The sequence below is a fragment of the Alteromonas gracilis genome (assembly GCF_043642145.1).
GTDB lineage: Bacteria > Pseudomonadota > Gammaproteobacteria > Enterobacterales > Alteromonadaceae > Alteromonas > Alteromonas gracilis_B.
Genome location: NZ_JBHZRZ010000004.1, coordinates 91,961 through 116,720, shown reverse-complemented (window position 1 = coordinate 116,720; position 24,760 = coordinate 91,961). Strand labels below are relative to the sequence as shown.

Below are 24,760 nucleotides of genomic sequence, written 5' to 3'. Positions count from 1 at the left end.
TTTGGGGCTACCTTTAAAGTACGTAAACAAAGATGTAGAGCATGACCCACACTACATCAACAAAATGCCAATACCAGCTGCCCGCTTGAAATGCGAAGTGATTCTCTGGCGTAAAGTGCCCTTTTAGCACTCTGAAAAACAATACGATGAGAATGATGGTACCCAGCGTAACGTGCATGCCGTGAAAGCCTGTGAGCATAAAGAACGTGTTGCCGTATATGCCAGACTGTAGGGTTAAACCCAAATCGCGATATGCGTGGATGTATTCCTCAACTTGCAGAAACAAAAATCCGCAACCCAATAAAATAGTGATGCCCAACATAAGGGTGAGTTGCTTGCGTTTATTTTGCTCTAGCCCAACATGTGCAAAGTGCAGCGTAATTGAGGAAATGAGCAGAATAATGGTGTTGATGGTTGGTAAACCTGCAGCGCTCATCTCTTGCGTTGTGATGCCACCAGGTGTCGTAACGAGGGGCCACATGGCTTCAAAGGTGGGCCATAACACCTCATTGGTCATGGCATTATTTGATGCTCCGCCGAGCCAAGGCACAGAGATAAACCTTGCGTAATAAAGCGCGCCGAAAAACGCTGCGAAAAACATAACCTCTGAGAAAATAAACCAGCTCATCCCCTGTCGGTATGAGCGTCCAAGTTGGTCGCTGTAAAGGCCTGCCATCGACTCGTCGATTTGATTTTTAAACCAACCGACAAGCATTACCAGCAATACTGCTATACCAGCAAGCAGAATGTGACCTCCGTAGCCGGTTTCACCTCTGGTCACTTGAACTACGTAATTGCCAGCACCAACGGCAATGAGAAATAGTGCGACGGCACCTACAATAGGCCATGGGCTTTGCGCAGGTACATAATATTTTTGATAGTCGTGATTTTGTATTTCGGGTTGCATATTCTTCTCCTTATCCCTTCGGTTTATTCACCAGCGACGGGTGTGGAAGCCATAAAGGGATTCGGGGTTGTCGTTAGGTCACTTGCTCTCGCTGTGACGTCATAGAGTGTGTACTGCAATGTAAAAAACGTTATTTCTTTAGGTAATTGGGGGTCTACGTAGAACTGCATAGGCATGTAGGCTTCGCTACCCGCATCTAAAGGTTGCTGGTTGAAGCAGAAGCACTCCGTTTTATTCAAATAAAGCGCTGCGGTTCCGGGTGACACAGAGGGAATAGCTTGGGCAACGATATTGCTTGAAGCAGGGTTTCTTACGTAAAAAGACACTGTGTTTAGCTCGCCAGGGTGAACTTTCACACGCTTCGTTTCAGCACGAAATTCCCACGGCATGCCTGAATTGGTTCGAGTGATGAATTCGACAGTTACTTCTCGAGACTCATCAATTTCTACCGATTGATAAACCGCTGCCGTACCTTCTGTCTTCCCATTGATGCCTGTGACATCACAAAACACGTCGTAAAGCGGCACTAAGGCGAAGCCAAAACCAAACATGCCAATAACAATTGCGACAAGCTTGATCACCATCTTGTTGTTTGCACTTTGCTGAGACATCACGCGACCTCCGGTAAACCCAAAGGTGAGGGCAGTTTGTACCTATTGAGCACATTTTCTGCCCCACCGTCTGCAAATGTGTGAATATCCCCCTTCAAGGGCATTTAAGCACCTGAAGGAAATGAGCTACTCACAGCCAAACCCACCGTTATTTAACAACAGGTGGCGTTTCGAATGTGTGATAAGGCGCAGGAGAAGGAATTTCCCATTCCAAGCCTTCAGCACCATCCCATACTTGTGCTGACACGGCGTCGCCTTGCTTTTTGCATGCTTTAATTAGCAGAGCAAGGAAAATAAGCTGAGATAATCCAAAGGCAAAACCGCCCAAGCTTATCCACTTATTAAAATCAGCAAACTGCAATGCATAGTCTGGGATACGACGAGGCATACCAGCCAAACCAACAAAGTGCATTGGGAAAAACAACACGTTTACTGAAATCAGTGAGCACCAGAAATGCCACTTTGCCAGTGTTGTGTCGTACATTTTGCCTGTCCATTTTGGTAGCCAGTAATACACGGCAGCCATAATGGAAAAGACTGCACCTGTTACCAACACATAGTGGAAGTGAGCAACAACAAAGTAGGTGTCGTGATACTGGAAATCTACCGGTGTTATCGCCAGCATTAAGCCTGACAGGCCACCAATGGTGAACAGCACAATAAAAGCAATGGCGAACATCATTGGCATTTCAAAACTTAATGAGCCTCGCCACATGGTGGCCACCCAGTTAAATACTTTCACGCCTGTTGGCACCGAGATAAGCATGGTGGCAAACATGAAGAACATCTCCATGTACACCGGCATGCCTGTTGTGAACATGTGGTGCGCCCATACCACGAACGAGAGCAGTGCAATAGATGCCGTGGCATACACCATAGAAGCGTAACCAAAAAGTTGCTTTCTAGAAAAGGTAGGAACAATTTGAGAGATAATGCCAAACGCTGGCAAAATCATGATGTAAACTTCAGGGTGCCCGAAGAACCAGAAAATATGCTGGAACATTACGGGATCTCCGCCGCCCGCTGCGTCAAAGAAACTTGTGCCAAAGAACTTATCAGTTAATACCATGGTGACTGCACCGGCAAGTACTGGCATTACAGCAATGAGCAAAAACGCTGTAATTAACCATGTCCAAACAAACAGCGGCATTTTCATCCACGTCATACCCGGCGCACGCATATTAAAGATGGTCACAATTACGTTAATCGCGCCCATAATCGATGAGATCCCCATGATATGAACGGAAAACACAAATAGGGCTGTAGAGTCGCCACTGTAAGTTGTTGAAAGCGGTGCATAAAAAGTCCAACCGAATGCCGGACCACCACCTTCCATAAATAGCGAACTAAGCAGAATTAAAAACGCCCCGGGTAAAATCCAGAAACTCCAGTTGTTCATTCGAGGCAGTGCCATATCAGGCGCACCAATCATCATTGGAACTAACCAATTGGCAAGCCCAGTGAATGCTGGCATGACGGCACCGAAAACCATGATAAGGCCGTGCACCGTCGTCATTTGATTAAAAAAGTTAGGGTCTACAATTTGAAGGCCCGGTTGAAACAATTCGGCACGAATGACCATTGCCATAGCACCGCCGACCAAAAACATGATGAAGGCGAACCATAGGTAAAGTGTACCGATATCTTTGTGGTTAGTGGTAAAAAGCCAGCGTGTAATGCCTTTGGGAATATGATCGTGATGCTCGTGTTCTTGATGAGATGAACCATCGTGGGGCACTGTGGTATCTGGCGAAATAACTTCAGTTGCTTTGCTCATGATCTGCTCCTAGTTTCCGTTAGCCACGGCATTAACATCTTTCGCCTGAACCATATCACCGGTGTTGTTCCCCCACGCATTTCGCTCGTAGGTCACTACTGCGGCAATCTCTTTAAGACTTAGCATTTTAGAGAAAGCTTGCATGGCAGTACCTGTTTTGCCATGAAGCACAATGTCAATATGAGCTTGCTGATCTTCAAGCGCCATTTTGCTACCTTTCAAGGCAGGAAATACACCCGGTAAGCCTTCTCCGTTAGGCATATGACATGCTGCGCACGTAGCGTTATAAACGCGCTCACCTTCTCTCATCAACTCGTCCATCGACATGTTCATTGAAAGAAGGCGTTGCTCTTCTTCCTTGGCCTGACGAACAATTTCTTCTTGCTCGTTCATCCACTTATCAAATTCAGCAGGCTCTTTAGCAATAACGACGACCGGCATATAACCATGATCTTTTCCACACAGCTCTGCGCATTGCCCGCGGTAGATACCGGACTCATTTACTTTTGCCCACGACTCGTTAATAAAACCTGGATTCGCGTCTTTTTTAACGGCAAAGTCTGGCACCCACCAAGAGTGAATAACGTCGTCAGACGTAATGAGGAATCGAACTTTCTTGCCTGTTGGGATAACCAGTGGACGGTCTACTTCTAGTAAGTAGTTGTCGGTTTTTTGAAATTTGTTTTCAATCTGCTCTCGCTGTGTAGCAAGTAGCGAATAAAACTCCACGTCACTGTCCATGTACTTGTAATGCCACTTCCACTGAGAGCCAGTCACAAGTACTGTCATATCAGGTTCAGACGTATCTTCCATTGCGATGAGGGTGTTGGCTGCTGGTACAGCCATGAAAATTAAAATAAGAAAGGGAATTACGGTCCACGCTATTTCTACTTTTACATTCTCGTGAAAGTTAGCTGGCTTGGCGCCTCGTGATTTTCTATGTAAGTACATTGACGCAAACATGACGCCAAACACCACTACGGCGATAGCAACACAAATGAAAAACATCAACATATGCAGGTCGTAGACCTGACCACTGATGTCGGTAGCGCCGCGTCTTAAGTTCAGTGAAGAGACTTCTTCACTTGCTTCTTGCGCGAAAAGCAATGGAGAGAAAAGCAAACATGGTATGCATGCACACCACTTTGCCAAAACGGTCGTTAGTTGTTTCACTCAGCACCTCCGGAATGGTGTGGCCAAAACGCTAATTAAGTGCGAGCTGCCCTACCAAATGGTTTGCGAACGATTGACCCATAACCTCAACTTGTAATACAAATTTAGAGTCATTGTTATTATTTTGTTAATCTCTGTATAAGAATTGCGCAATAATGTCGTGCCGTCTAGTCTTTTCTGTTAAAAATTTAACGAAGTGACTAATTTTTAATCATTACATTAAGGGAAGGTCGGGTTTGCGTAGCTGTTAAAGAGAAGAAAGGGATAACAGACGGCGCTAAAATTAAACACTCATTTTGAACGAGCTTTTAAAACCGCAAAGCCGTTAACTGACTAATAAATAAACAGGTAACAGTGTTATTCATTTTTGTTTCAAACAAATTTTAAGTAAAAGAATGTCGCTGACTTTAGCCATTCACAAAGAAAATAGTGCTGAAAATTAGCATAATTGTATTGCCCATCGCAGTGTCAGTTTACCGTTAAATTAATAACTAACTTGGCAAAAAAGCGAGAAAAACGGGTACAAAAGGCATAAAAAAAGCGGCTAACGTGCCGCTTTTGTGCAAAGTCGTTAAAACCTTACATCCAGTCAGCGTTTCTGATCACGCCAACAGCAATACCTTCAATGGCAAAATGTTCAGTCGCTAAGTCTACTTTTATCGGTGAGAACTCTTCATTTTCGGCATGAAGAAGTACCTCGCGTCCACGTTTCTCTAAACGCTTCACCGTAACGTCTTCATCTACGCGAGCAACAACAACCTGACCGTTGTGGACATCAGTAGTACGGTGCACCGCTAAAAGATCGCCATCTAAAATACCAATATCTTTCATGCTCATGCCGTTTACACGAAGTAAAAAATCGGCTTGAGGTTGGAACAGAGCAGGGTCTACCTTGTAATGCGATTCTACGTGTTCTTGCGCCAGTATAGGCTCTCCGGCTGCAACGCGACCAATAAGCGGTAGGCCTTCTTCCTCAGCGTCGTTATCAAGAGGGATATTCAGCTTTATACCACGTGACGTACCAGGCAGAATTTCAATTACGCCTTTACGCGCCAACGCTTTCAAATGCTCTTCTGCCGCATTTGCAGAACGGAAACCAAGTTGACGCGCAATTTCCGCACGCGTGGGAGGCATTCCCGTTTCTTGCATGGTAGTTTTGATAAGTTCTAAGACTTCAGTTTGTCGTGCTGTGAGTGGGCGCATAAAAGACCTGTCTGTTCATACAGTTCCTGTAAGTATATACACCTAAAAACAAATAACAAGCACTTGCCGCTAACTATTGGTAATAGTTTGCGGCAAGTGTTCATGTCTTATTTAACAAGCAACGCCATACTTTCGTTTCCTATCTGTAACTCTAGTTGTCCAGCAGCAGTTTTGTGTGCGCGCAAGCCACTGACATTTTCAACATCGAGACCTGGGCTGCGCCATAGTAAATGTCCTGTATGGGCTATTTCAGCAACTTTTAGTACAGCGTTATAATTCCCGGACTGAGAGTCGTAATCTTCTGTTACATGCACGCTAAGCATTGATTGGTTAGCGTCAGTTGACGGATTTGCTATTATTTTGTTTGGAGAAGAAGGTGTTGCCAAGCTTTCTTTTAACGCAAACGCATCGTCTTCTAATTCGAAAATATGGATGAGGCGCTGGCCATCGTCTAAACACGCAAATTCAAAAGCACTGTCAGTATCGATGTTGATAGTTATTAAACTTTGACAATTAACTTCAGTTTCACTCACGCTGCTCATTTCACCGTCTTGAATCTTATAAAACATCAGTGATTCATAACCGCTCGCAGCAATGTAGTGCGTTTCACCATTTTGTAGTGTAGCCATCGAATAAATATTGACGTTGCTCACCACCGAATCGATAAGCACCTGATTTTCAATATCGAACACTTTAATTCGGTCGTTATCGACAATAACCGCGTCTTTGAAGCCATCGTTATTTAGGTCGGCTGCTTCAATCAGTGATACATAACCGTTTTGATTGTTTCCTAACGTCCATTGCACTGAATTGTCTGAAAGCTCCACGACATTAAATGATGAATCAAAATCTAAAGCGCCTATGAACAGTTCGCCTACACCGTCATTATTATAGTCAGTTACCACTGGTTTACTGTAATCATGCGACGCCTCTCCAACTTCGTCGCTTTGCGCAAAATTACCACTGTTGTCTACGGATAAGATCTGAATAGACGTGTTGTAGTTATACGTTTTGCCTACAAATACGGCGCGCTCATCACTATCACTATAAGGTGCCCATCCCGCAGCGAAGTATTCTGATGAACGTGACGCACTTTCAATGCCTGACAAAACAAAGTCATCATTCGCGCTTTTCTGTGCCACCATCACTTTGCCGTCAGCAGCCCAGATAACGTCATTTACATTGTCGTTATCTACATCCCCAACAAACAGTGAAGTACTCTCATAGCCATCGTGAGTAATATTCCAACGCTGAGAAATTTGTCCGCCAGTCAACGTAAGCGCTCTCACCTCTCCCCAATTACAATCAGAAGCAATCACAATTCCTTGTGAAGAAGCGTCGTCTTTGGCATAAATAATTCCGCAAAAATCACTCGGTTCCCCAGATGCAATACTCGTTTTCGATACAGCAGAATACACTGAAAGGTTCTCCCAGCGCTCGGCACCAACGATTTCATCAACTCCGTTGCCATTCATGTCTCCAACAACAACGTAATTTTCACTAAAGCCACTGCCATACAGCCATTGGTTATCACCACTGTCTAGATCGAATACGTAACCGTTGTTGGTTACCATTTCTATAGAGGCATCGTCATCTACATTGCCGAAAGCAACATTCGATACTCCATCTACATCATATTGTTGTAACTTTTCACCAGACGCTATGTCGTAAATAGAAATAGAAGCAGGGTCATCGTAGTCCTCACCATGTAGAACGGCAATTTCTTCTCGTCCATCTTGATTAATGTCGTAGAACCAACCAGACGACACTCTTCCATCAATAGTAAATACAGACTCAGCGTTATTTTGTCGGTTCTCAATTACCGACAAGCCTCGCTCGGTCAGCACGTAAATTTCGTCGCTGTCATTACCATCAATATCTTGGGTAAAAACGCCTTTCACTTCACCTTTAGTAGGTAACTTATACGGGTACACATAGGAGTTTTTAAGCGTATTACCTTCTACCATAAATGTCCCAACATTTCTGTTATTAGCTGCTACAAGTTCTTTGACACCGTTTGTGGATGCAATAGCAAAACTCTGACTACGTCGAGGTATCAATGTGGAAGCTCTAGCGAAAGCTGGCGCCTTGTCAGCAAAAGATGTGACTTCTAAGGTCTGTTGATTTTCTGATTCATCTAAACTCGCAAACGTAAATACGTATGTCTGCTCGTTAAACAATTGACTCGCTGGCACTTGCCACGTTAAAAGCCCTTCATCATTCATTGTAGCGCCAGGCGGAGCAGAAATGAGGGCACCTGCAGTATCGTCGTCAATATTGTCTGGGTCTGTCATTGCAATGGTAAACTCAACGTAATTTCCTGCATTCACTGAATCTGGCATATTCTCTGCGCTCAGCGTCATCGGAGAGTCACTAATCTCAATGGATGAAGACGGAAGCGACTCGACCACATTAAAGCCGTCAGATACCACCATGGAGACGCTCACTTCATCTCCATAAACAGCTTTAAAAGGAGGAAGCGTGTCATCACTAACACCTTCTACCACGTTACCATTTATTCTCCACAAGTAAGAAACGGTAAGATCTGACTCTGGCGTGTCTGTATCGTAGTAATAACCTGGTGAGGCAACGATTGCTTCAGTTGTGTAAACATCACCATATACATCAAGGTTAGGTTCCGTAACAACTGGTGGTATTGAGAGTTGATCGATGTCAGAAAACGCAAGGCCGCTATGTTCACCATAGGCAAATGTATCAAAGGAGTTGAAGTAAACGCCTACGTCATATTCGTCATCACCATTGGTGTCTTCTGCATAGAGAATAACACCGGAAGTTACTTCAATACCCACGGCTTTGCTGCCTTTTATAGCTAGTTTACCCTCAGATACGTACGGGAAGTCTCCATCATCAGACGAGTACGAGAAATCGAGCTTACCCTTTGAGGCCACATAAACAGAGCCCTGTATTTCAGACATATAGCCATTATCAGCATTGCCTTCCGATGACGTACCCGTAATTTTATATTTTTTGCCATTTAAGGACGCAGTAAGGTGCTGACTAGTTTTTTCAGTGTAGTAACCTGACTCAACACTACCACTAAGACTCAGCATACCGTTTAACACCGTGACATCACCATCCCGAGCTATAGATAGCGAAGTAAAGTAGGTTGTAACTTCATTACCCGTCTCATCAGCCTTAGAAGTAACAACCGTGAACTTTCCATGAAAGCGAGCGTTTTGATTGTAGTCATTACACCGGTCGTAATCGATGATCATGGTACCAAGACCCGTATTGGGGTCTATTTTACCAGCATATTTTACAGAACCCGCTTCATGACACTGCGCTGTTCCGCTTATCGTGCCGTCGTTATCCACAAATTCTGAGAGTTCATAATCACCAATATATGGAGTACTAATTGTGCTTTCACCGAATAGCGCAATGTACACGTCTTGAGCGGCATTAATATCAGCGGTTGCAACCTTTGTTTCCCCCGTGTAACTCGCGTCTGCAATAGACTTAGCAGCATCATCAAGCGTGGCTTTCGAATGATCCAAAGGATTAGACAAAATTTGAAACGCAGTAGGCTCTGGAGGAGGTGTTGGTGCAGGCGCTGGATTTGGGGTTGGAGAGGAATCAGAGCCGCCTCCACCCCCACATGCACTAAGAATTAAGATTGAAAAAAGGCCGGCAAAACCTAGGTTTGAAGTTTTCATTCATCTTCCCTGACTTGGACAGCATGCGGCCCCTCAATACGATGGGTTCAGCGCATACCAGTATTCGCGATTATAATTAGCTTAACCTTATAACTTATCTTCTATAGAGTGGCAACGAAATCCCATAGAATAACATTGAATTTTCACGCATAAAGGCTATTCATCCTACGTCAGCTATTACTTCAAACCATTTGATTTCTAAATTTTTATTTTGCCTGGTAAAGCGCTGTATCGGCCGATGACAAAAGTGCGCTGAAAATTGAGGTATCGGTAAACGAGTGCGCTTTTGAACTTCTTAGACTAGTGTAAGTCAGTAAAGCAAACAGCGCGGTGATATTGGCTCACCGCGAGATTGTGGTGCAATTGTGTTACACTGCGCCCGTTTTTATTTCATAGGACTACAGAATTCATGTCGTGGATGCGAAAAGCCCTTTTATCGGTATTTCATTATCCTGTTAAGTTACTGGTCAAAGCCCACAGTATTCCAGTAAACGTTGAAACCGAATTAGGAATAGATAAAAGTAAACCTATCGTTTATCTACTCCCGACCAACTCAGTGACAGACCAGCTTGCATTGAGAATGTCAACCGAAGCGCTAGGTCTACCTAGCCCAACAGAAACCCTCACGTTAGCAGGCCGAGAATACTCATCAACGCTGTTTTTAAGAAAAACGCAGCCTATATTCCGTTCATCTGCAAAAGACACGGGAATTGAAGAGGTATTTACCGATCTTTTCCACTTGCACCGAGACCATGAAAACCTCGATTTACAAGTTGTTCCTGTGTATGTGACGTGGGGACGTGCTCCAGGGCGTGGCAATCCCGGTCTTGCCGACCTTATCACTGAAGCAGCAGCGCCTAGCTGGCTACGTAAGCTATTTATCGTACTGTTTTTAGGCCGTGACAATTTCATAAACTACTCGAAAGCCGTTTCTGCACGCGCCATGTCTAACCAACATGGAAGCGACCAGAGCATTGCCCACAAGCTAGTACGCGTAGCAAGTACTCACTTTCAAAGAAAGCGTCAAAGTATGACGGGCCCAACGTTATTGGAGCGTCAAGAGCTTAATAATAGTGTGTTGGGTTCCGATGCGGTGCGTCGTGCCATTGCTGAAGAGTCGCGAAGCAAAAAAGTTTCCCATGAAAAAGCAAAAGAAACCGCTCAGTCTTACATTACTGAAATTGCCGCAGATTATCGTGAAGGCCTTATTCGGTTTGGTGACAGACTACTTACCCGAATTTGGAACAAGATTTACAACGGTATTAGCGTAGGTCACGCCGACCGAATTCGAGAGCTTGCGGCTAACGGACACGAAATTATTTATGTGCCTTGCCATCGCAGTCATATGGATTACCTGTTGCTCACTTACGTTATTTATCACGAAGGCATGGTAACACCGCACATTGCAGCGGGTATCAACCTTAACTTTTGGCCCGTGGGCAAAATGTTCCGCCGAGGTGGCGCGTTCTTTTTGCGTCGAAGCTTTGCTGGCAATAAGCTCTACACCGCTGTTTTTCGCGAATATTTAGAACTGCTGTTTAATAAAGGCTACTCGGTTAAATATTATCCCGAAGGCGGCCGTAGTCGCACGGGTCGTTTGATCCCACCCAAAACCGGTATGCTTGCCATGACGATTCAAGCCATGCTGAAAGGTGTGAATCGCCCAGTCAGTATCGTGCCGGTTTATATTGGTTATGAAAACGTGATGGAAGTGAAGAGCTACTTGAACGAGCTGAAAGGCTCTAAGAAGAAAAAAGAATCTAATCTTCAGGTATTCTCGGCTATTCGTAAGCTTAAAAATTATGGCCACGGCTATGTCAACTTTGGCGAGCCTATTGCCCTCAATCAGTTCCTTGAAACACATGTGCCGGACTGGAGAGAGTGTCGCGATGCCGAACCAGAGAAAAAGCCTGCCTGGTTAACGCCAGCGGTAAATGAGCTTGCTAACAACGTGATGACGCGTATTAACCGCGCTGCTGCGTTAAATGGAATGGCATTAGCTTCATTATGCTTACTGTCTTCTAAAACGCAAACCATGAGTGAAGCCGAGCTGAAGCAAGCTATTGGCGATTTTATGGACCTATTTAAAGCCGTGCCATTTAGCGACGATGCAACCATTCCTGATTCCACTGCAGAGGAATTGCTTAGCGATACGCTTAAGTTAGGCCGTTTTGATATAAAAGAAGACGACTATGGCCGTTTAATTAGCCCTCAGCCAAAATCTGCTGTGTACTTAACCTATTATCGCAACAACATCTTACATTTGTTCGCCATTCCGGGGCTTATAATGGCATCGGTTTTTGCCAAAAAAGGCGCAACGAAAAACGACATTCTTCAGCTTATTGCGGCGCTTTATCCATTGCTACAAAAAGAGTTGTTCTTACATCTTACGCAAGACGAGGCGCTATCACACACTGATGCATTGATCACAGCATTGCTCGACAGCGGGCTATTACGTCAAAAAGGCGATGAGCTATTGCCTCCAGACGCGCTCTGCAAACAGTTCCACTCTGCGTGGTTATTAAGCCGCTGCATGCAAGAAACGCTGCAGCGTTATGCTGTGGTACTTACCATTCTTGATAAAGAGAAGGTGATTAGTCGCGGCGCGCTAGAGCGGGAAAGCAAACAAGTAGCAGAGCGCTTGTCGGCACTTTATGGCTTAAGCTCCCCTGAGTTTTACGACAAAAATGTGCTGTCTAGCTTTATCAGCGCCCTGAAGGAAAATCATTGGTTAGACTCTGAAAAAGACGGCAGTTTGAAATACTCGGAAGAGTGCGAAGCACTTCGCGCAGACGTTATGTCACTAATATGGCCTGAAATGACGCAGCATTTAGAGAATGTGGCGCGTAACAATTAACGATCAACATCTTCAATTTGATTGCTATTTTGCCAATGTCTAGCTGTTTACAGTAAAGCATAAATGTAAAAGCCCATTCACTTGCATGGGCTTTTTTAATGTGAAATATCACGACTGGACCGCATTTTCTGCTACTCGCTGCGCGTTGCCAATCAACTACCCCTATTAAGGATCGCTTTGTATCGCTCCCCGGAAAACCATTGCTTATCGTGAAGCGATACAAAGCGGAAAACAGCACTGTTAGCGTGTTCGCTTGCCTATTTCATGTGGTCTGGTTGTGACAAGAAAAAGCGATACGCTGGATTGTCTGTCACTTCTTCTACTTTATAACCCAGCTCGGCAACATGTTGATTAAAATCTTCACGGCTTTGTGGAGGTATATCAAACCCAACCAAAACCAGCCCTTCTGCTGCTCCGTGGTTGCGATAGTGAAATAGAGTAATGTTCCACTGCTCGCCCAGAGTATTTAGGAAGTTTAATAGCGCGCCAGGGCGCTCTGGAAACTCAAAGCTAAACACTTGCTCGTTCAAAATAGTAGGGGGACGCCCGCCCACCATATGACGCACGTGTAACTTTGCCAGTTCGTTGTCAGTTAAGTTAACGCAGTCGTATCCCTTGTCTTGAAGGCTATGTTGCAACGCGGCAAACTCTTGCTGACCACCTTTTAGCTTAACGCCTACAAATATATGCGCTTCACTTTCATTGGCGTAGCGATAGTTAAACTCGGTTATGGCTTTTGCCCCCACGCATTCACAAAACTGCTTAAACGCGCCTTTGGTTTCTGGAATTTTAACCGCAAATACTGCTTCTTTTTGTTCACCCAATTCACAGCGCTCAGACACGTAGCGCAGGGTATGGAAGTTAATGTTGGCTCCACATAAGATTCCGCCTAACTTCTTGCCTTGTAAGTCGTGCTGCTTGGCGTATTTGCGAATGGCCGCAACTGACAGAGCGCCCGCCGGTTCTGCAATAACACGGGTGTCATCAAAGATATCTTTAATGGCGCCGCATATTTCATCGTTTGTTACTGTGATGGCTTCATCAATTAAGCGGTTACAAAGACGAAACGTTTCTTTGCCCATAACTTTAACCGCTACGCCGTCGGCGAAGATGCCTACACTATCAAGCTCGGTAGGTTCGCCTTTAGCCTTGGCTTTAATAAAGCAGGCAGACTCTTCAGACTCTACGGCAACAATTTTAATACTAGGCTTTAACTGCTTTAAATACACTGCAATACCTGCAGCTAGTCCGCCTCCGCCCACAGCGATAAACAAAATATCAAGATTGGGATTTTGCTCTAGCAGCTCTCGCGCAACCGTTCCTTGACCAGCAATAACATCTGGGTCGTCAAACGGCGGCACAAAAGTATAACCATGGGTTTCACACAAACCCTTTGCATGATTACTGGCTTGGTCGAAGCTGGTGCCGTGTAATACTACATTTACGTTTTCACCGCCGAAGCGCCTTACTGCATCTACCTTAATGTCTGGTGTAGTTTCAGGCATGACAATCGTCGCCTGAATACCTTTCATTTTAGCGCTATAGGCCAAGCCCTGAGCGTGGTTTCCCGCCGATGCACCAATTACCCCTGCCTGCAATTGCTTGTCACTTAACGAACAAATTCGATTGTAGGCACCGCGTAGCTTAAAGCTTTTAACCGGCTGCTGATCTTCTCGTTTTAAGAAAATCTCATTCCCAAGCTCAGCAGAGAGTAAAGACATATAAGAAAGCTCACTTGCCACCGCCACATCATAGACAGGGGCAAGCAAAATCTTTTTTAAGTACTCGTGGTCGCTTACATGCTCACTTGTCATTATAGATTTTCCAGCTTGCTAACATCGCGTACGGCACCTTTGTCGGCACTGGTTGCTAGCGCCGCAAAGGTTTTTAAAGAGGTTGAAACTTCACGAACCCTATCTTTAGGCTTCCAAGGCGTATCGCTGGCTTCCATTTTTGCGCGGCGCTCAGCAAGCTCTTCATCACTGATGACAATGTTGATGCTTCTGTTAGGGATGTCTATTTCAATTTTATCGCCATCTTCTACAAGACCAATGCCGCCGCCACTTGCGGCTTCTGGTGAGCAATGCCCAATAGACAAGCCGCTAGTACCACCACTAAAACGCCCGTCAGTTACCAGCGCACAGTGCTTGCCAAGCCCTTTCGATTTTAAGTACGACGTTGGATACAGCATTTCCTGCATGCCCGGGCCGCCTCGAGGACCTTCGTAACGAATAAACACGACATCGCCCGCTTGTACTTCGTTGCCCAAAATGCCTGCTACAGCGTCATCTTGGCTCTCATAAATACGTGCAGTTCCGTTGAATGTTAAAATAGACTCGTCCACGCCTGCCGTCTTCACAATACAGCCATCTTCTGCCACGTTTCCATAAAGCACAGCAAGGCCACCCTCTTGGCTAAATGCGTGGTCAATAGAGCGTATACAGCCGTTTTCACGGTCATCGTCGGCGGTATCCCAGCGACAGTCTTGACTAAATGCTTGAGTGGTACGAATGCCAGCAGGGCCCGCGCGGTAAAAAGTAATGGCGTCTTCGTTCTCAGGGTTTGTGATATCCCAATCGCTTATAACCTCAGTCAAAGGTTTACCTAACACATGATTTACGTCGGTGTTTAGCAATCCCGCTTTGTTAAGCTCATTCAAAATACCTAGTACGCCACCTGCGCGGTGTACGTCTTCCATGTGGTATTTAGGCGTAGATGGCGCCACCTTACACAAATGCGGCACTTTACGAGACAATCTGTCGATATCTGCCATTGTAAATGGCACGTCACCTTCCATGGCTGCGGCCAACAAATGCAAGATAGTATTGGTCGACCCACCCATGGCAATATCAAGGCTCATGGCGTTTTCAAACGCTTTGAAATTAGCGATATTGCGTGGCAATACACTTTCGTCATCATCGCCGTAATAACGCTTACACAGCTCTACAATTTGTTTGCCCGCGTGCTTAAATAAGCCTTCACGATCGGCATGCGTGGCAAGCATCGAGCCATTACCCGGAAGTGACAAGCCTAACGCTTCGGTTAAACAGTTCATTGAGTTCGCGGTGAACATACCTGAGCACGAACCACAAGTGGGACACGCAGAGCGTTCAATTTCTTCAGAGTCGGCATCGCTCACCTTATCGTCGGCAGCCGCTACCATGGCATCAACAAGGTCTAGCTTAATAAGCTGGTCTGAAAGCTTTGTTTTACCCGCCTCCATAGGGCCGCCCGACACAAAAATCACTGGCACGTTAAGGCGCATTGAGGCCATTAACATTCCTGGGGTGATTTTGTCGCAGTTTGAAATACACACAATCGCGTCGGCGCAGTGTGCGTTTACCATGTACTCCACCGCGTCTGCGATAATTTCACGAGAAGGTAAGCTATACAGCATACCGCTGTGGCCCATAGCGATGCCGTCATCAACCGCAATCGTGTTGAACTCTTTCGCCACGCCACCTGCAGCCTCTACGCTGCGCGCCACAAGTTGGCCGAGATCTTTTAAGTGAACGTGCCCAGGTACAAACTGCGTAAATGAGTTCGAAATAGCAATGATAGGCTTTCCGAAGTCAGAGTCTTTCATTCCAGTCGCTCGCCATAACGCGCGAGCGCCTGCCATATTTCTACCTTGCGTGGTAGTTGCAGAACGTAACTTGGGCATAAATCCTTCCCGTTGTATTTAGGTACTAAACCATTTCGTGAAACTTTAAAATAAGCGGCAAACCAATAATGCTATGGCACGTTTTTCATTGCACACTGCTTTACGCGTTATTGCATGTCATACTGATGGTGTATTAAACCATCTCAGGTCGTTCAAAGCGAAGGGCGTCAAAGCTTAACCACTAACATATCAGTAGCGCTTTGTTTTATATGATATATTCGACTTACAATGCTGTATTCCATTAGCACTGTAATTATGAAATGTTGTTCGTTAGAGGCTATGGCTTTACCTCTTATCTCAACGTGTAGTTTAGGGTACACGTTGATATTGGGCAAAGAAATAGCATGAAACACAAGGCCTGATCAAGTATTTTGCGGTAGAAATAGCGAGTTATTAAGGGCAGAAAAAGGGTAATAAGAAGATGTTCGATTGGTTTCATTGGCTGAACCTAGCGGGTGTTGCAGTGTGCGCCATTTCCGGCACCCTAATGGCTTATCAAAAGCGCATGGACGGATTTGGCGTAGTGGTATTAGCCAGTGCGACAGCCATTGGCGGCGGTACGCTGCGCGATGTGATGTTAGATGTGCCCGTATTTTGGATTGCCGATACCGACTACTTGTATACCACGCTTATTGCCGCCTTCATTCCTATTATTTGGCTGCGTATTAGCCCTCGCTTTCCTTTTCACTACCTGCTTATTGCCGATGCATTTGGATTAGCGCTCTTTAACGTTGTGGGAATTGAGAAAGCCTTAGCCAACGACACAGGTATGGCCGTAGCTGTTGCAATGGGAACGATTACAGGCGTATTTGGCGGGCTGCTTCGTGACGTTATCTGCCGAGAGGTACCACTGGTATTAAACGGCGAATTGTATGCTATGACCTGTATCGCAGGTGGCGTGGTATACGGGCTGGGCTTACAAATGGACCTCGCCACACAATGGTGTGGCATCGCCGCGCTTGCCACCACAGTATTGTTCAGGCTAGGCGCCATGCGCTGGCACTGGCAGTTACCTGTGTTTTATACCGATCACCACTAGGCGTAGAAGTCTATACCTAGTACCACTACAGCAATGAACGCGCTGTATTTTGATAACCGCTTGGTTATTCCCGCCGTAAGTACAGTTACATCTGAAATTCACTCACACTAGAGTTTACGCCCTATGGGCGTTTTCTTGTTTTTTAGCTACGCCTAAAGTTTTTATGTCAAAGGCTGCGAAAAAACGCGCAACACTAGTGAGGAGTAAGTTACATTATGGGTATGGCTGTTGTTAAGACCTTTGCAGGGCAGGGTGTATCTGCGCCAGAAGTAAGTGTAGAAATTCATCTTGCTAATGGTTTACCTGCCTTTCAATTGGTGGGCATGGCCGAAACCAGTGTTAAAGAAGCCAGAGAGCGAGTACGTAGCGCCCTTATAAACAGCGGCTTCGAGTTTCCTGCTAAGCGAATAACGGTAAATTTGGCCCCCGCGGATATCCCTAAGTTTGGCGGTCGTTTCGACCTGCCTATCGCCGTTGGAATATTAGCAGCATCTGGCTATATCGCAGACACCAGCTTGCTAAATATTGCCTTTGTGGGCGAGCTTGCCTTAAACGGCGAGATAAAACCGGTAAACGGGTTAATTCCCGTAGTAATGACCGCCGCCAACGAAGATATTTCGCTAGTATACCCGGGTGACAACGACGTAGAGGCAGCGTTAGTTTCTCATGCCACCCGCTATCCTGCCTTTGACTTGCTGTCTGTTTATGAACACCTTACCGGCAACAAAAAACTTGCCAAGGGTCAGCCATTTACAAGTCATGCTACGCCTCGAACGCTTACTGGGTGGGATGACATTATTGGCCAAGAACAGGCTAAACGCGCGCTAATTATTGCCGCCAGTGGCTCGCATAACCTGCTAATGGTAGGTCCTCCTGGTACTGGAAAAAGCTTGCTTGCCAGTCGTATGCTGTCGTTGCTACCAGACATGAGTGAAGAAGAAGCCCTAGAAGTCGCCGCGATCCATTCAGTAAAGGGCGAAAAACTTAAAGCCGAGCAATTTCTGACTCGCCACCTTCGCTCGCCACATCACACCAGCTCTGCCGTTGCCTTGACCGGGGGCGGTTCCAACCCAGTTCCAGGTGAAATATCACTTGCGCACCACGGTATTTTGTTTTTAGACGAACTCCCCGAGTTTGGACGAAAAGCGCTAGACGTGCTGCGAGAACCCTTGGAAACCGGCGACGTACACCTTTCTCGCGCCTCTGGTAGTGCAACATACCCAGCCAACTTTCAGCTGGTCGCGGCAATGAACCCAAGCCCCACAGGGGATATTGATGACAACCGGCTTACACCACAGCAACAGCTGAACTACTTAAACCGCTTGTCAGGCCCATTGCTCGATAGGATAGACATTCAAGTAGAAGTGCCTCGCTTACCCGACTACGACTTACCCGAACGGGCAAATGCACCCAATGACTCGTTGTTTGACACAAGGAAGCAAGTTATCAAGACAAGACACAAACAAGGGCTTCGACAAGGCAAACCAAATGGCGCACTGCACGCCGGAGAGCTTGCCGATATATGCTTGCTTGATGACGCTGATTTACGCTTTCTGCAAGCGGCGGCCAAGCAGCTGAATTTGTCTATGCGAGTGTTTCATCGCACGTTAAAAGTAGCGCGTACGATAGCCGATCTTGAAGACGCAAACGCTGTATCGCGCGCTCATATTGCAGAAGCATTAGGCTATCGTGCGCTCGATAACTTAATTAAACAGCTAAGCGCCAGCTAGTTACTCGCTAAGCATGCGAATGCAAATTCAGCTGCATAAACGCATTGATAAGGGGCTCGTTTTGCTTATCTTGCAAACAGCATAGCCCAAGAGCATATGGCTCAATGTCTTCTACCGCTATCTGGGTTACTGCGCTCGCCATACTAGAGTGGTCAAGTACCACTTTAGGTACAAAGCCTACACCGCATTCAAGCGCCACCATACTTACAATGGCCTCGTTACCGCCCACGTATGCGTATACATTTGGGCGAATACCGTGCTCTGCAAACCAGTGATAAGCGGTACGACGGGTAGGCCCAGTTTCCGGCATAATAACTTGATGTTTCGTCCAATCTAGCTGGTTCAACTGGGTCAATCGCCACTGTTTTGGTGCAATAAGTACCAAGGGCACATTATCAAGCGCCGTGAAGTGTAAATCGGTTGGCATGTCAGGAGTATAAATTGCAATGGATAAGTCGCACTGCTTGCCTTTTACTTTTTCAATCGCAAGGGCAGGGTCGCCAGTAATAAGACGAATATCAACGCCAGGATGTTGTTGCCTGAACTGGCGCAGCATGGCGGGTAAATGGCTTTGACTAGCCGTAACCGAGCAAAACACGCTTAGCTCACCTTGAAGTGCATCGCTGTCTTCTTTTAAATCGACTTTTAACTGCTGCCAATCTTTCAGCGCCTGTTTCGAGAACGACAACAACTTGTGACCACTGTGGGTTAGGGCCACTTTGCGGTTATCTCGCTTGAACAACGTACAGCCCAACTCGTCTTCAAGACGCTGAATCACGCGGCTTAACGTAGAGGGCGACACATACATGGCTTCTGCGGTAACACCAAAATGCAGGCTAGTGGCAAGATGGTTAAAGAGTTGAAGGCTGCGAAAATCCATAAACATTTCACTTAATGCAATATTATCTTGCAAATATATCATTTTCCAAAACAAAAGAAATCTTTTAGTCTCAATACCAAGTCGTCATAGACGAGGTCTGTCAACGCCAAGGTCGGCGTTTGATATTGACAAAAATGAATGTTGTTCGGAAATTTTTATGGCTAATTATTTCAACACCCTGTCACTTCGCCAGCAGTTAGATCAGCTTGGCCGCTGCCGTTTCATGGCACGCGATGAATTCGCTGACGGTTGTCAGTTTTTAAAAGGCAAGAAGATCGTTATCGTAGGCTGCGGCGCGCAGGGCCTTAACCAAGGCTTAAACATGCGTGACTCAGGGTTAGATGTTTCTTATGCGCTGCGTCAAGCAGCCATTGATGAGCAACGCGACTCTTATAAACGCGCATCAAGTAATGGATTTACCGTTGGTACATACCAACAGCTTATTCCTGAGGCAGATTTAGTTTACAACTTAACCCCTGATAAGCAGCACGCAAGTGTAGTAGAGGCAGTGATGCCGTTGATGAAAGAAGGGGCAACACTTAGCTACTCTCACGGTTTCAATATCGTTGAAGAAGGCCAGCAGATTCGTAGCGATATCACAGTAATTATGTGTGCGCCGAAAAGCCCGGGGTCTGAAGTGCGTGAAGAATATAAGCGTGGCTTCGGTGTGCCAACACTTATCGCGGTGCACCCAGAAAACGACCCTGAAGGAAAAGGTTGGGATCAAGCCAAGGCACTTGCCAGTGCAACAGGCGGTGACCGTGCTGGCGTACTTGAATCATCTTTTGTGGCTGAAGTTAAATCTGACCTTATGGGCGAACAAACCATTTTATGTGGTATGCAACAAGTTGCTGCAGTGCTTGCGTTTGAAAAGATGGTTGATGATGGTATCGACCCAGGCTACGCAGGTGCACTTATTCAGTACGGCCTAGAAGCCATCACTGAAGCCCTTAAGATTGGCGGTGTTACTAATATGATGGACCGCCTGTCTAACCCAGCGAAGGTGAAAGCGTTTGAGCTTTCTGAGCAGTTAACTGATTTATTGCGTCCGCTATTTGAAAAGCACCAAGACGACATCATCAGCGGTGAGTTCTCTCGCACTATGATGGAAGACTGGGCAAACGGCGATGCGAACCTACTTAAGTGGCGTGAAGAAACCGGTGAAACCGCGTTTGAAAATGCGCCTGCTTACGACGGTGAAATCAGTGAACAAGAATTCTTTGACCACGGCATCTTGCTTGTTGCCATGATCAAGTGTGGTGTTGAAGTTGCGTTCGATGTAATGGTTGAAGCCGGTATTCTACCTGAGTCAGCGTACTATGAATCACTACATGAAACGCCGCTAATTTCTAACACCATCGCACGCAAGCGTTTGTATGAAATGAACGTGGTTATTTCAGACACCGCAGAATATGGAAACTACTTGTTTGCCAATGCAGCAATTCCAATTTTGCGTGAGAAATTTATGCCTACCATCGATACCAGCGCTATCGGTAAGGGTTTGGCTTCTGCTTCTAACCAAGTAGAGAACAAACGCCTTGTTGAAATTAACGAAGCCATCCGCTCACACGGTGTGGAATCGGTAGGTAAAACCTTACGTGGCTACATGACTGACATGAAAGCCATAGTAGTGTAAGAACAGTGGTTAGGACAGTTTCTGTCGTTAGGTGCTTAACTAAGCCCTCTTGCCCGACCATTTTGGTCGGGCTTTTTTATGCCTGACGTAACGCAGAATCTACGTCCAAAGTGGCACGCATCAGCCACTCACATTTCTTACGCATCATCTAACCGCACTCACGAACACGCTCAGCGTAGCGCACCGATGCATACGACAAGGCAAAAAACACCAAGAATCCCCAGCCAATGGGCATTAAGTTTCCATTTAAAAAACTGTCTACAAATAAGGCAACAGGTACCGATATTAAGCTAGACATAGAACCGATAATGGCCGCGCCTAATCCTGCCATTTCGCCTAGTGGCTGCATCGCCATGGCGTTTAAGTTGCCAAACAAAATGCCAACAAAGAAGAAACCTACAAACATTACGCCGATAGTAAGAAAAAGAGGAGGGAGACCGTCATAGGCGAACAACAACGCTAGATATATCACCGCAAACGTATTAACGCCTTTTAGCGCAAAACGACAAAGCTTTCGCATGCCAAAACGCATTACCATTTTGCCATTAAAATAAGAAGCCAACCCAATTGAAAACGCGAGAGTGGCAAATATATAGGGGAACCATTCGCCAACATCGTAGAACACCGTAAAAATGGTTTGCGAGGCGCTTAAATACGCTAAGAAAGCACCAAAGATACAGCCCATAGCCAACGTATATCCCATTACGCAAGGGTTGGTGAGTATGAATTTTGATGAGGTAAAAAACTGCGCCCACGAGAATTTTTTTCGCCTAGCCCTGGGTAGCGTTTCTCCTTGGCGCGAGAAAAACCAAATGCCCGCCATAGTTGCAACGACTAGAAACAGGGTGAAAATATGAAACCATGACGACAGCTCCATTACGGTTTGTCCGATAATAGGGGCCAGCATGGGCACGAGAATGAATACCATCATGATAAAAGACATCACTCTTGCCATGGCATCGCCAACGTACAAATCGCGAATAATTGCCATTGACGCTATGCGCGGCCCAGATACGCCAAACGCCTGAATGACACGGCCCACCAGCATGGTTTCTAAGTTAGTGGCCAGCATACATACGAACGTACCAAGGGCGAAAATGCATAACCCAACCAAAATGGTTAAGCGGCGACCGCGGCTATCTGAAAATGGGCCAAAAAACATTTGCCCAAATGCCATGCCTAAAAAGAACACGGTTACTATCAAATGCGTTTGATGGGCCTCAGCTACGTTAAGTGCTTCACCAATTTGAATGAGCGCGGGCAGCATGGCGTCAATACTTAGCGCCACAAGTGATGTCATTGTTGCCATTAACGCAACAAATTCAACCAGGCCAAGTGCGGGCTTTTGCACTACTGCGGTATCCGCAGATACGCCATTAGATGTCTGGGGCATAAAGTCTCGAATATGAATAAAAGTGAGGGAATAAAAAAGGCGTGAATTTGTCACGCCTTGAAGAGTATACCTGAAATCTGTTTAAAAAGCCGCCAGCGCGCGGCAATCTTGTCGTAGAAACTACGGCTTTTAACGGCGGTTACTGTGCCCCAGACACACTCAAAGTCGTTGCATTCGTCTTAGCTGGCTTTAAGTACTGTTCCAAAAAAGCATCCATTTCTTTAAAGAAAATATGACGATTTCGCTGAATTGATAGATGGTGATCACCGCTTTCCAATTCAACATATTTAAATACTTTATCGTAGTCTTCCAGCTCGTCAGCCATGTATCGGCTATGAAGAGGAGGCACTATGCGATCTTCATCGCCGTGCACCAGTAATATGGGCGTTTTGATGCTTTTTGCATTGTAGTAGGGCGACCGCGCTTCCAAATCATCATAGTCATCGCCAATTTGGTTTTTAACAAACTCATTGTTCATGAAACGTCGAGAATGAATAACCAAATGTTTAAGCGAACTTACTCCGGCAAAACTCACTGCACACTGAAACAGCTCAGGGGTTTTAACCGTCGCCATTAATGCAGCATAACCACCATAACTTGCCCCTACTATGCACATGTTGTCTTGTTCAGCGTACCCTTGTTTCACCATCCAATTAGCGGCGTCGGTAATATCATCTTGCATGGCCAAGCCCCAGCCTTTCATCTGGCTTTGCGCAAAGCTATAACCATAGCCTCTCGAGCCCCGAAAGTTCGGCCTTAATACCGCATAACCTTTAGACGTGAAGTAAGCGGTCCAGTAATCAAAACCGCTAAAGTCTCTTGCTCCTGGGCCGCCGTGAGGGTGAATAATAGTGGGAAACGGTCCTTTTCCTTTGGGTAAGGTTAAATATGCCTCAATCTTGATGCCGTCTCGTGCTTCGTACTCAACCAACTCATGTTCTGACAATACAGTAGAATCTATCTGAGCGTATTGCTCAAAAAGTAAATCTAATGTGCCCTGTTCACGATTCCCTAATAAGTAAGCGCCAGGCAACGTATCAGACTCAGCATAAACAATGTAGGTTTGCTCATCATCACTAAAGCTCACTAATGTGTTGTCGTAATCGGGAAGCCCTGCGTCGATACCATTTTGTAAGGCGACATACCGTTCGTCCCAATAAAAACGACCATTATGACGCACTCCAATAGCATCATTGGTTACCGGAGAGTAAATAAGGCCCCCGTTAACGTCGTAACCATCATCTGCGTATATTTCGGTACGCTCATTGGTGGTAAGGTTCAAGGTATAAAGCGCGCGATAATCACCTTTATAGCCTTTGAAAAATAAAATATTAGGGTCTTTTGCAAAGCCAGCCGGGTATTCACCTTTCTCAGTCATCGCGTTATAAGAGAAAAGGGTACGCCAGCCGTCGTCTTCTTTTAATAAAACCTCACGTTCACCGGAATCAAAGTCTAGCGACACACCAATACGTACATTGTGCTGTTGATCGGTTAGCCAATCTCTAATGCGCTTTTTACCACGAATAAGCCGCCTTACCCCACCGTCATTAACATTCACTTTGTAAACGGAAGGTAGGCCTAATACCTCGGCGTCTATTGCGATTAAAATATGGTCGGGATCGTTAGGTAGCCAGTCAATAACATCATCGTGAAACTGTGGAACGTGGCTAGGGTTACCGGCTCTACGCTTTATTCTTTCCCACTCAACAAGGTTAAACGCACCGCCTTCGCCGTCAAATTTAATGCTCAACAGTCGCGTGTCATGCACCTTCGTGGTACCACGCCGCGTTTCATAACGCGCGCTTACAACCAACCGCTCGTTATTAACCCAGTTGTACCAGTTTATTTTCACGCGCTCGTTGTCCGAGCGAAGCAGATAGTGCTTCTCTCCTTTTTTCAAATCAAAGGTGGCTAACATAGAAAATGCTTCTTCTTGTTCCACATTTTGAACAAAAGCGATTTTCGTTCCATCGGGTGATAAAGACGGCGTCCAATAGGTAGGTAAAGCACTAAACGCTTCGTAGCCGTTTTCTTTCGCAGCTGACGTAGCAGAGAACGCTGAAAAAGGTATTAACAGGCACAGTAGAACAATGAAAGAGGTAGGCAAGAGGGCCTTTAAAGAAGACATAACAATCCTTTGTGATTTTTATTATTCGTTGAACTTAGCTCAAGGAATATCCTCGAAGTAACGTATCTTGCTGAGTATACAAACTTGC

General features: G+C 45.8%; 15 protein-coding genes. 4 read left to right on the top strand and 11 right to left on the bottom strand.

What is annotated here, in order from left to right; translation table 11 throughout:
• Positions 1 to 13 precede the first annotated feature (13 nt).
• From ACHUFN_RS09915 to ACHUFN_RS09890, 6 genes are all read right to left on the bottom strand, one after another.
• Positions 14 to 907 (bottom strand): cytochrome c oxidase subunit 3, encoded by an 894-nt coding sequence (locus ACHUFN_RS09915; RefSeq protein ID WP_394222216.1) that lies wholly within the window; start codon positions 905 to 907, stop codon positions 14 to 16.
• Positions 908 to 930: 23 nt separating this feature from the next.
• Entirely contained in the window at positions 931 to 1,518 is a 588-nt protein-coding gene (locus tag ACHUFN_RS09910; protein ID WP_394222482.1) for a cytochrome c oxidase assembly protein, read from the bottom strand.
• A 148-nt stretch (positions 1,519 to 1,666) separates the two neighbouring features.
• Complete coding sequence (gene ctaD / locus ACHUFN_RS09905; protein WP_394222215.1) at positions 1,667 to 3,295, bottom strand: cytochrome c oxidase subunit I; 1,629 nt, start codon at positions 3,293 to 3,295, stop codon at positions 1,667 to 1,669.
• Between the two features lie 9 nt (positions 3,296 to 3,304).
• Complete coding sequence (gene coxB / locus ACHUFN_RS09900) at positions 3,305 to 4,468, bottom strand: cytochrome c oxidase subunit II (RefSeq protein WP_394222214.1); 1,164 nt, start codon at positions 4,466 to 4,468, stop codon at positions 3,305 to 3,307.
• A gap of 579 nt (positions 4,469 to 5,047) precedes the next feature.
• On the bottom strand, positions 5,048 to 5,671 hold the full coding sequence (gene lexA / locus ACHUFN_RS09895; RefSeq protein WP_394222213.1) for a transcriptional repressor LexA: 624 nt from the start codon (positions 5,669 to 5,671) through the stop codon (positions 5,048 to 5,050).
• Between the two features lie 107 nt (positions 5,672 to 5,778).
• Complete coding sequence (locus ACHUFN_RS09890) at positions 5,779 to 9,345, bottom strand: hypothetical protein (protein WP_394222212.1); 3,567 nt, start codon at positions 9,343 to 9,345, stop codon at positions 5,779 to 5,781.
• 409 nt (positions 9,346 to 9,754) lie between these two features.
• Here ACHUFN_RS09890 and plsB point away from each other — a divergent pair, with 409 nt between their 5' ends.
• Complete coding sequence (gene plsB, locus ACHUFN_RS09885; RefSeq protein WP_394222211.1) at positions 9,755 to 12,202, top strand: glycerol-3-phosphate 1-O-acyltransferase PlsB; 2,448 nt, start codon at positions 9,755 to 9,757, stop codon at positions 12,200 to 12,202.
• Positions 12,203 to 12,459: 257 nt separating this feature from the next.
• Here plsB and ilvA read toward each other — a convergent pair whose 3' ends face one another.
• Complete coding sequence (ilvA, locus tag ACHUFN_RS09880) at positions 12,460 to 14,016, bottom strand: threonine ammonia-lyase, biosynthetic (protein WP_394222210.1); 1,557 nt, start codon at positions 14,014 to 14,016, stop codon at positions 12,460 to 12,462.
• Positions 14,016 to 15,866 (bottom strand): dihydroxy-acid dehydratase, encoded by a 1,851-nt coding sequence (gene ilvD, locus ACHUFN_RS09875; RefSeq protein WP_394222209.1) that lies wholly within the window; start codon positions 15,864 to 15,866, stop codon positions 14,016 to 14,018. The genes ilvA and ilvD overlap by 1 nt, the downstream gene beginning before the upstream one ends.
• Before the next feature lie 421 nt (positions 15,867 to 16,287).
• Between ilvD and ACHUFN_RS09870 the strand changes: the two genes are divergently transcribed.
• Both ACHUFN_RS09870 and ACHUFN_RS09865 read left to right on the top strand, forming a co-directional pair.
• The gene (locus tag ACHUFN_RS09870) at positions 16,288 to 16,905 is read left to right on the top strand and encodes a trimeric intracellular cation channel family protein (protein ID WP_394222208.1); all 618 of its coding nucleotides are present in this window, start codon (positions 16,288 to 16,290) and stop codon (positions 16,903 to 16,905) included.
• Between the two features lie 215 nt (positions 16,906 to 17,120).
• The gene (locus ACHUFN_RS09865) at positions 17,121 to 18,635 is read left to right on the top strand and encodes a YifB family Mg chelatase-like AAA ATPase (RefSeq protein WP_394222207.1); all 1,515 of its coding nucleotides are present in this window, start codon (positions 17,121 to 17,123) and stop codon (positions 18,633 to 18,635) included.
• A 7-nt stretch (positions 18,636 to 18,642) separates the two neighbouring features.
• Here ACHUFN_RS09865 and ilvY read toward each other — a convergent pair whose 3' ends face one another.
• Complete coding sequence (gene ilvY / locus ACHUFN_RS09860; protein ID WP_394222206.1) at positions 18,643 to 19,515, bottom strand: HTH-type transcriptional activator IlvY; 873 nt, start codon at positions 19,513 to 19,515, stop codon at positions 18,643 to 18,645.
• A gap of 157 nt (positions 19,516 to 19,672) precedes the next feature.
• Between ilvY and ilvC the strand changes: the two genes are divergently transcribed.
• Positions 19,673 to 21,151 (top strand): ketol-acid reductoisomerase, encoded by a 1,479-nt coding sequence (ilvC, locus tag ACHUFN_RS09855; RefSeq protein WP_394222205.1) that lies wholly within the window; start codon positions 19,673 to 19,675, stop codon positions 21,149 to 21,151.
• Between the two features lie 148 nt (positions 21,152 to 21,299).
• Here the strand turns inward: ilvC and ACHUFN_RS09850 are convergent, their stop codons facing one another.
• Positions 21,300 to 22,544, bottom strand: coding sequence for a multidrug effflux MFS transporter (locus ACHUFN_RS09850; RefSeq protein WP_394222203.1), 1,245 nt, complete (start codon positions 22,542 to 22,544; stop codon positions 21,300 to 21,302).
• A gap of 139 nt (positions 22,545 to 22,683) precedes the next feature.
• Entirely contained in the window at positions 22,684 to 24,672 is a 1,989-nt protein-coding gene (locus ACHUFN_RS09845; protein WP_394222202.1) for an alpha/beta hydrolase family protein, read from the bottom strand.
• Between the last annotated feature and the right edge of the window lie 88 nt (positions 24,673 to 24,760).